Genomic DNA, 9,105 nt, shown 5'->3' with positions numbered 1-9,105 from the left:
ACCGGCCAAGTTAAGCCTTGAGGATCAGGTTCTGCTCTGTCTGAGCTATTGGCGGGAATACCGAACCTTATTTCACATTGCGACGAGTTGCGGTGTTTCAGAAGCCACAGCCTCAAGAATTGTCCGTCATGTTGAAGACTTTCTGATTCGGTCCAATCTTTTTAATTTACCCAAAGACTTACCAGAAGGTGAAGGCATCGACTGGAATGTGGTGATCGTGGATGCCACAGAAATCCCAATACAAAGGCCTAAAAAAACAGAAGAAAAGCTATAGTGGCCAGAAAAAGACCCATACCTTCAAAGTACAGCCATGATTCACTACAAGACTTAGCAAATTCTGAGTTTATGTAGCAGTCGCGGTGCAGTGCATGATCGAGCTATTCAAAATAAACCTGCATCTTGTTCCATCAGGAGTTTTTATCCTTGCAGATCAAGGCGATCAGGGGATTTATACTCTGCATCCGAATAGTCTGCTACCTTTAAAAGCCAAAAGACGCTGTAAACTGGATCCTGAACTCAAAATCTATAATCAGGAGATCAATAAAAGAAGAATGGGAATTGAGCATGGTTTTGGCAGCCTGAAAACCTTCAAGATCCTTGCCGAACGTTATCGAAATAGAGGCAAAAGACTCGGTTTGAGATTCAATTTAATTGCTGGAATCTATAACCTGGAGCTGAGTAAAAAATGATTTATGAAAGAAGTCTATTTATCAAGAGAATTCTATTGTAAATAAATGGAATAATCTCATAAAGACTATGAAATATCACTAAGAACTTACATGAAAGTAAGTCGTAAAGGGAAAAGCTACACCATTAAGCCTTATAGTTTTGGGAGAGACTATCAGGCTTTTATTTTTGATTATGATAAAAAACTATGCATGAGTGACAACGCAATTCAAAACTGCCGCATTATTATTTCCCCGTATAAGATTTTAATCTAAGTGCAATGAAGGAGTGAATTATTAAATTATCTTTTATAGATAACTCAAACACACATTTAATAACTAGAACCTTGTATTTTTATACAATTTTGGACATGAACAATTCTCTATTTAACCATAAGTTTAAAGAAGCATCTTTTCACTATAGATCAAGCTATCTGCGTAAATATTTAAAAAATTTATTTATCATGAATGTGGCATTTAAAACTCAAATAGTAAAATAGTAGAGGAAATTCATTATGCGTGCTCTTACTTATCATGGCGCTCGAGATGTTCGGGTCGAGTCTGTCCCAGATCCAGTGATTCAGGAACCCGATGATGTCATTTTACGGGTCACTGCGACTGCTATCTGCGGTTCGGATCTTCATCTTTATCGCGGTAAAATTCCTGCAACCGAAGAAGGCGATATCTTTGGGCATGAATTTATGGGAATTGTTGAAGAAGTGGGGTCAGAGGTCACTCAAGTTAAAAAAGATGATCGCGTCATTATTCCTTTTGTAATTGCCTGTGGTCATTGTTTTTTCTGTGAACATGATTTGACTGCAGCCTGCGAAAAGACCAATACCGGACGAGGCGCAATTTTAAATAAGAAACAGATTCCACCAGGTGCAGCACTGTTTGGATATAGTCATTTATATGGCGGCGTACCGGGTGGACAGGCGGAATACGTGCGGATTCCAAAGGGCAATGTAGGACCTTTTAAGGTGCCAGGTTCATTATCCGATGAAAAAGTATTATTTCTGACAGATATTTTACCAACAGCTTGGCAAGCGGTAACCAATGCAAATATTGGTAAAGGTTCAAGCATTGCCATTTATGGAGCGGGTCCTGTTGGCTTGCTCTCGGCTGCATGTGCGAAAATGTTAGGTGCTGAACAGATCTTTATGGTCGATCATAATAATTACCGCTTGGAGTATGCTCGCAACACCTATGGGGCAATCCCTGTAAACTTTGACAAGGTCGATGCAGCTGAATTTATTATCAGTAACACTGCCGGTCAACGTGGTGTAGATGCGGTTATTGATGCGATTGGTTTTGAAGCCAAGGGAAGCATGATTGAAACTGTGATGACCAATCTTAAAATTGAAGGTTCAAGCGGGGCAGCGCTACGTCAATGTATAGCCGCGGTTCGTCGCGGTGGTGTGGTCAGTGTACCGGGGGTATATGCAGGCCCCATTCATGGATTCCTGTTTGGAGATGCCTTCGATAAAGGTCTGACATTTAAGATGGGGCAAACGCATGTGCATAAATTCTTGCCTAAACTTTTAGAATTTATTGAAAACGGAGACTTATCTCCGGAAGCTATTATCACTCATCGCATGAATCTTTCAGATGCAGCTGAAGGTTATCGTATTTTTGATAAACGTGAACAGGAATGTCGTAAAGTTATTTTGACTCCTTAACTTGACGCCTTAAAAAGTATTTTAATATTCTTAAATGAATTATATAAAAGTAAATGATCTTAAACAGTAGCGGTAGTTTAAATAGCGCTACTGTTTTGCTTTAAGAATTTTATATTATTTTATCATTACTATACAAAATTACTATAATTCAAATAATTAACAGATTTAAGATGAAGTGAAATACAAGATAAATAAACTTTACTTATAGGTTTCTATTCATGGTGTATGAATATGGGCAGCAATAAAATAAAAGGAGAAATATCCTTGATTTTAAATAAAATTTTTTTTGAATTTGAAGAGAATGAAACTGATATTTATCAAAATTTAGAAAACACCCTTAAAAAACTAATCATGTTCGCACCTGATATTCCTCATCCGGGAGAGGGGAAAACATTAGCGCGATGGAAGATACTGGCAAAAGTTGGATCCACTAATTTAAATTTAGCCAAATGGTTTGAATCTCATCTGGATGCACTGAGCATTTTAAATGAATTAAATTATAGTCCAGCTAATAATGGACTTTGGGCGGTATGGGCGGCAGAAGGAAGTACACATCCCATTCATTTTAAGCAGGCTCTCTGTTCAGGACAGAAAAACTGGTGTTCAGGTGCAGGACTGGTCGATTATGGTTTACTTACATACCGCAATGAGCATGATCATTCACAATTAATCATTGTCGATATGAGCCAGCCAAATATTCACATCAATCACGAGGGTTGGCATGCCATTGGAATGCAGTATACCCGTACTGCATCAATAGTTTTTAATCAAGTAAAGGCTGAAGCGGTCGGTGGTTCAAATGCCTACTTAGAAAGGCCTGGATTTTGGCACGGCGCAGCTGGAGTAGCTGCCTGCTGGTTTGGGGCTGCAACACGTCTGGCCGATTTTTTATATCAGCAATGCAAAACAAAGCCGAATGCTTATCGTCTGATGTATCTGGGGGATATCAGTACTTTACTGTTCACAACGAAACAATATTTTCATTATGTGGCAGATCAAATTGATCAATATCCTGCGCAAGGCCATGAACTCATTATCCGGATACTACGTGCCAAAGTTGAGCAAACTGCACAGGCTGTTTTAGAGCAGGTCGGCAAGGCACTGGGTGCGAGACCTTTCTGTGAAAATAGGATTTTTGCCGCTTTGGTCGCGGACTTGCCTGTATTTTTGAGACAAAGTCATGCAGCCTTTGATATGGAAAGAATTGGAGAGCTTGTAAGTCAGGAAAGTGAAGGTGGTGCATGGAGGTTATAAAAGATGATGGGGTGGGAGATCGCATTATTTTTGGAGATGGGACAAGCTATCACGAATGGCGAGGCTGGTCTGGACTGCAGTCTTTAAGACAGTTGGATCTAGTCACCTGCTTTCCCGAAGGAAGGCGTGTCCTTATAATCGCACCACATCCAGATGATGAAATTCTAGGTTGTGCAGGGTTATTACAGCAACTTGCCGAGCTTAAACGTGACATTGTACTGGTTTCCGTTACCAACGGGACTCAAAGTCATCCAGATTCACAGCTTTATACACCGCATCAATTAAATACGATAAGGCCCGCTGAAACCCATGCTGCGCTTGATGTATTAGGTATAAGTCATGCGGTAAAACGTATTGCTTTAAATTTAATGGATGGCGAAATTACTGCACAGCAAGACTGGCTCTATAAAGCTTTAAGAAAATTGATCAGTTCCGATGATATTTTGGTTTGTACCTTTGATAAAGATGGACATCCTGATCATGAAGCGACAGGAAAAGTGGCCCAACAACTGGCCAGTGAATCTCACTTGATCTGCTATCAAGTGCTGATCTGGGCATGGCATTGGGCAGCTCCTGATGATCGCCGTATTCCATGGCAAAATGCCTTAAAATTAGAGCTTACCCCGCAACAATTACAAGATAAAAATAAGGCAATTTTGTGTTTTAAAAGTCAGCTGGAAACGGATACCAGTACAGGACAAGCGCCTATTTTATCTCCGCAGACCATTCAACGAATTTTATTGCCTTACGAGGTTTATATTTGTGATTAATCAGACAGATTATTTTGATGAACTTTATAAAAATAGTGATGACCCTTGGGATTATGAACAACGTTGGTATGAAGAGCGTAAACGACAAATCTGTTTAGCCTTACTTTTACAACCTGTTTATTCAAAGGTATTGGAAATTGGCTGTTCTAACGGCGTTTTTAGCCAACACCTGGCTCAACGCTCGAAGCAATTAATTTGTCTGGATGCTCATTCTAAAGCAGTACAATTGGCACAAGTACGTCTTGATCATTTATCTCATGTAAAAGTCATACAGCAGCATATTCCTGAACAATTTCCTGCTGGATCATTTGATCTGATTATTATCAACGAAATTCTGTATTATCTTCAGCCAGAAGAGTTAGCACATTTAATAGAAAAAGTTGAAAACAGCTTAACTCTTGAGGGTGTGGTGGTATGTTGTCATTGGCGTTATCCGATTGATGGGTTTATATTGACAGGTGAGGAAGTTCATCATGTATTGAAGCAGCAATTTCATCTACCACATTATTTAAACGTCAACGATCCTGATTTTATAATTGATTTATGGAGTAAAGAAACGACCACCTTGGCTTCTAAAGAGGGCTTAATATGATTGGAATTGTAATTCCAGCGTGTAATGAAGAACAATATCTGGAAGAGTGTTTGCATTCTATACACCTGGCAATACAAGCCCTGCCTACTTTGAGCAGGGAAGTACGAGTACTTGTTGTATTAGACAGCTGCACCGATCAGTCTCTGGAAATTGTCCAACGTGCAGGAGTTGACTATTTACAGTGCCATTTTTGTTGTGTAGGTAAAGCACGCGACTTAGGGGTACGTCATATGATTAAGTCAGGTGCTACCTGGATTGCATGTACTGATGCTGATACTTGTGTAGATACGCAATGGCTTTTACAGCAGCTCCATCATCAACCCGCAGATGCAATTTGTGGTGTAGTGGAAGTTGATAGCTGGCGCAATTTTTCTTTTCTTACACGTAAAAACTACCTGACACATTATCAAGATACGATGAATCATGCCCATATTCATGGTGCCAATTTGAGTTTTAGTTCAACTGCCTATATTCAAGCGGGCGGATTTAAACCCTTGAATTGTCATGAAGATATTCATTTAATAAAACAAATGCAGAGTCTGGATTTAAAAATCATCTGGAGTAATTTAGTCCGGGTAAAAACGAGTAGTCGTTTAAATGCCCGTGCACCAGAAGGGTTTGCAAGTTTTTTACATCAGCTTGAAATGAGCAGCAGGGTAATCAAGTAGTTTTCAGATATAAATTTTTATCAATTATGGGGTTAACGAATAATAAGTATAATAATCTCAATTTAATAGCGGATTTTCTATTCTTCTCTATAATGACTTAAAATTTAATTGATTTCAGAAGTGATGTATTAGCAATAAGCGTATTTTTAGTAACTGCACAAGTATAAACATCATAAATCAATTATACATTTACATTGAAGCTAACAAATTAAGTTATACATTAACCTTATATTCCTTATGATAGGAACATAGATAAGGAGCTAAATAGATATGATTAAAATTAAAAATCCAAATTCTGGAGAAGAGAGAACCATTAATAAAGTTCTCGGTGATGAAGTTACCTTAGCCAAGGCGCAAGACCATGCTGGTTATTATGATATGCGTAACAATCATTTTATTCCTCAAATGAATGACGCAAATGAAGTGATAGGTTTTTGTGAAGCCGAAGAGGCCTCTACTATTTGGGAAATAGTGGTTTAATTGTCTAAATAAAGTTTGAGATTTTATAATTCCGCATATGAATAGATCATCCCGAAAACAACGTGAATTAGCCACAACAAACTGAACCACAGAAAAGTTATTTGATAGAGAACCATATGCTCACATTTGCAGAGCTAAAAATAAAATTACCCATCACTGATGATCAGATTGTCCAGTGAAAATAGCTGCTTGGGCTATTGCTAAGAGAAAGACAATTACCAAGCTTTTAAAAGACCTGTATACCTTTTTTAAGTATTAAAAATAGCGGATTCATGAATCTTTAAAAGTCTCATTCAGAGCCTGTTGCACTGCATCTATACGTGTCTTGCAGGCTTTGTATGCAGTCATGGACTCCTCAACAATCTTCATTAAGTTATCAATATCCGGCTCTTCCTGAGACTCAAGCAGTTCAGCATTCTTTTTAAGAATCGCATAACCTTCTTTAAAGCTTAATTCTTTTTTAGCCATTGCGGATTACCTCTTTAACATTGGCATGGATGATGCCATCCTGTAATTCCACCTGAATGTCATCGCATGGAATTTGGTAAATTGAACGAATGGCTTTTCCTTGGTTGCGTACAATTGCATATCCTTTGGCCATTACATTTCTTGGATTTTGTAATAGGGTTTCCCGCATTAATGATTCAACTTGAGTGGATGCCAATTTAATTTGCTGTTGCGCGAAATATTGGCTATTACCTTTTATTAGTTCAAGCGTTTGCTGAGTTGTATTAATCTGGTTTTGAGCCAGCGTCTTGATCACTTTGATGTACTGATTATTTTGGTTTTGATAGGCCGCGATTTGGTGTTGGGATGAAAGCTTAATGGCCTGTAATGATTGCAGTACTTGTTGTGTTCGTTCAACTATCAGGTTTCGAATACCTCCAATTACTTTACTTGGAGTATCAAAAGAACGATGGGCGACTTCATCTAGAATAGTACGGTCTTTTTCATGGCCAATACCTACCCATATTGGAACTGAACATTTACACAAGAAAGCTGCTAAAGGATAGTCATTTAAATACGCCAAATCATTCATGGCGCCACCACCACGAATAATCACAATCAAATCTGGCGTAGAGTTGAAATCTGTTGCCCACTGAGCTAAGCCATCTGTCAGAGATTCAATCATACTAACCGCTGCAGTATTTCCCTGAAAAGTCGCCGTGTGATAGACGAAGTGACAAACGCCAACCTGGGCTAAAGCATCGGCATCTTTCTTGAAATCGCCCAGACCAGCAGCATTCTCAGGAGCCAGAACCAAAACATTTTGAATATCGAAGGGTGGAGGAAGTGATTTATTTTTATTGGCCAGACCTTCTGAGTGAAGACGCTCTAATATCTGCTGATAACGTTTAGCAATATCCCCCAAGGTATAGCTTGAATCAATATCTTCTACATTGACGGAAAAACCATACTGAGGACTAAAAGTGGCTTTAACTTTTAACAGGACATTTAAATCTCTCGATAGCTCAACCCCACTTTCACGCTCAAACTTTAAAATCATTTTGGCTGCTGAAAATTTCCAGATGGTTGCTTTACAGCTTGCAATGACTTTATCTGTATCGTTCTCTTTTTCCGCAAGCTCTAAATAGTAATGACCACCTTTGATACTAAGATTGCGAATCTCTGCTTTCACCCACACCGGCTCATTAAAAGTTATACGGATAACTTCCTTGACTGCTGATAAGTATTCACTTAATGAAAGCTGGGATTCGTACATAAATATGCTGGCAAAGTATCATGATAAAAATACTACCGAACTGATCGTTTAAAGGCAATTGAACTTACTTAAATCTGTATTGTCTTAACATAAATTTTTAAAAATAAAATCTTTATAACTTAATAATTAGAATTGATTATGAAACAACTATAGTAAGCTGGTTATAAATATTCTGTTTGGTAAATTGGGACAATTTGGCATAAATAGGATAAATAAATTAAAATTTAAGGTTGAGTTATTAATTCTTTCATACCCAACTTTTGTTTCTGATTCAGTCCCATTAGACTCGCCTCATCATGTTAATTTGATTTGGTAAATATTGAAGTGTTTTATTTTTGTAGGCAAATGCTTACAAGAGAACAAGGAATTAACTACTATAACTTAGCTTAAATATCTGTAATTATTCATTTAATGAATTTCATCGTATGTAGATGGGAATCGCATAATAATAATTATAAATGCATGACTGCCACCTTATAGGACGGTACGTTGTGCAGAGGAAGCTACAGATCTAAGCCTTATAGTTTTGGGAGAGACTATAAGGCTTTATTTTTATGTATCTGTTGCGAATTTTAAAAGTGAAGATATAACCTCGGACAACTTGATAGACTCTTACATCCTATTTAATCATGTATTTTATATAGATAAATTAAATAAAAATGAAGAGTAATGCTTTGAAATGGGGCAGTATTTTATTCAAAGCGCATGTTTTCTACATCATTTGAAATAAACTTCATAGTTAACGACCGAGCTAAATTTCCCTGTCGTAGTCGGGGTTTTTAAAAACAAAACGCCTGCTTCAGATTTTATTTTAGGCTGTAAAGAAGAAAACTAAATTTTTGATTTAATATTCAATGCATAGAAATATTAACTAATTTAAATTTATAAATAGTTAAAAGCAGAATTACTTTTTTTTAGAAATGGTATTATTTTATATTTAGAAATGGTTAGGATATAAATTTATGTAATCCATCACTTTAATGGTTTATTTCTTTAAATCAACGAAAAAGCGTTAAGTATCATCGCTCCAAATGATCAAAGTAAAACCCTCATCATGGATGTGATTAGGGGATGACTCAAACCATCATAAAGCACAGCATTCTTAAAGTTTAATCTGATTGATGGGTTCTTCCGGTAGTCCTCCCATAAATAACCGAAGTTAAAAGTAGAGGTTAAGCAGCCATTAAAGGTGGCTTTCCTTTGTTAGCCTGATGTGGTCTTTCATGATTGTAATGCCACAGCCAACTTGTTGCATAATCTTGTACTTCATCCAA

Annotated in this window: 11 protein-coding genes; 8 read left to right on the top strand and 3 right to left on the bottom strand. The window is 37.5% G+C overall.

Features of this window, described 5'->3' with window-relative positions; translation table 11 throughout:
- The 8 genes from ACKI4H_RS15550 to ACKI4H_RS15515 all read left to right on the top strand — a co-directional run.
- A partial coding sequence (locus ACKI4H_RS15550) for a transposase family protein (protein ID WP_407307317.1) occupies positions 1 to 274 on the top strand: 274 nt, incomplete at its 5' end.
- Positions 275 to 368: 94 nt separating this feature from the next.
- Positions 369 to 689, top strand: coding sequence for a transposase family protein (locus tag ACKI4H_RS15545; RefSeq protein WP_407307315.1), 321 nt, complete (start codon positions 369 to 371; stop codon positions 687 to 689).
- A gap of 491 nt (positions 690 to 1,180) precedes the next feature.
- On the top strand, positions 1,181 to 2,344 hold the full coding sequence (locus ACKI4H_RS15540; protein WP_407307313.1) for a zinc-dependent alcohol dehydrogenase: 1,164 nt from the start codon (positions 1,181 to 1,183) through the stop codon (positions 2,342 to 2,344).
- A 231-nt stretch (positions 2,345 to 2,575) separates the two neighbouring features.
- On the top strand, positions 2,576 to 3,598 hold the full coding sequence (locus ACKI4H_RS15535) for an acyl-CoA dehydrogenase (protein WP_407307311.1): 1,023 nt from the start codon (positions 2,576 to 2,578) through the stop codon (positions 3,596 to 3,598).
- Positions 3,586 to 4,368, top strand: coding sequence for a PIG-L deacetylase family protein (locus ACKI4H_RS15530; protein WP_407307309.1), 783 nt, complete (start codon positions 3,586 to 3,588; stop codon positions 4,366 to 4,368). Before ACKI4H_RS15535 ends, ACKI4H_RS15530 begins: the two co-directional genes overlap by 13 nt.
- On the top strand, positions 4,361 to 4,960 hold the full coding sequence (locus ACKI4H_RS15525; RefSeq protein ID WP_407307307.1) for a class I SAM-dependent methyltransferase: 600 nt from the start codon (positions 4,361 to 4,363) through the stop codon (positions 4,958 to 4,960). The genes ACKI4H_RS15530 and ACKI4H_RS15525 overlap by 8 nt, the downstream gene beginning before the upstream one ends.
- Complete coding sequence (locus ACKI4H_RS15520) at positions 4,957 to 5,628, top strand: glycosyltransferase (RefSeq protein ID WP_407307305.1); 672 nt, start codon at positions 4,957 to 4,959, stop codon at positions 5,626 to 5,628. The genes ACKI4H_RS15525 and ACKI4H_RS15520 overlap by 4 nt, the downstream gene beginning before the upstream one ends.
- 270 nt (positions 5,629 to 5,898) lie before the next feature.
- Entirely contained in the window at positions 5,899 to 6,108 is a 210-nt protein-coding gene (locus tag ACKI4H_RS15515) for a hypothetical protein (protein WP_407307303.1), read from the top strand.
- Between the two features lie 270 nt (positions 6,109 to 6,378).
- On the opposite strand, the gene xseB is transcribed toward ACKI4H_RS15515, so the two are convergent.
- The 3 genes from xseB to ACKI4H_RS15500 form a co-directional block, all read right to left on the bottom strand.
- Complete coding sequence (gene xseB, locus ACKI4H_RS15510; protein WP_407307301.1) at positions 6,379 to 6,576, bottom strand: exodeoxyribonuclease VII small subunit; 198 nt, start codon at positions 6,574 to 6,576, stop codon at positions 6,379 to 6,381.
- Complete coding sequence (xseA, locus tag ACKI4H_RS15505; protein ID WP_407307299.1) at positions 6,569 to 7,831, bottom strand: exodeoxyribonuclease VII large subunit; 1,263 nt, start codon at positions 7,829 to 7,831, stop codon at positions 6,569 to 6,571. Before xseA ends, xseB begins: the two co-directional genes overlap by 8 nt.
- A gap of 1,172 nt (positions 7,832 to 9,003) precedes the next feature.
- The coding region (locus ACKI4H_RS15500) for an integrase core domain-containing protein (RefSeq protein ID WP_407305539.1) at positions 9,004 to 9,105 on the bottom strand (102 nt) is incomplete at its 5' end.

It is taken from the genome of Acinetobacter sp., from assembly GCF_045628685.1.
GTDB lineage: Bacteria > Pseudomonadota > Gammaproteobacteria > Pseudomonadales > Moraxellaceae > Acinetobacter.
Note: the sequence above shows the minus strand (reverse complement) of the source record. Positions and strands in the feature narration are given on the sequence as shown.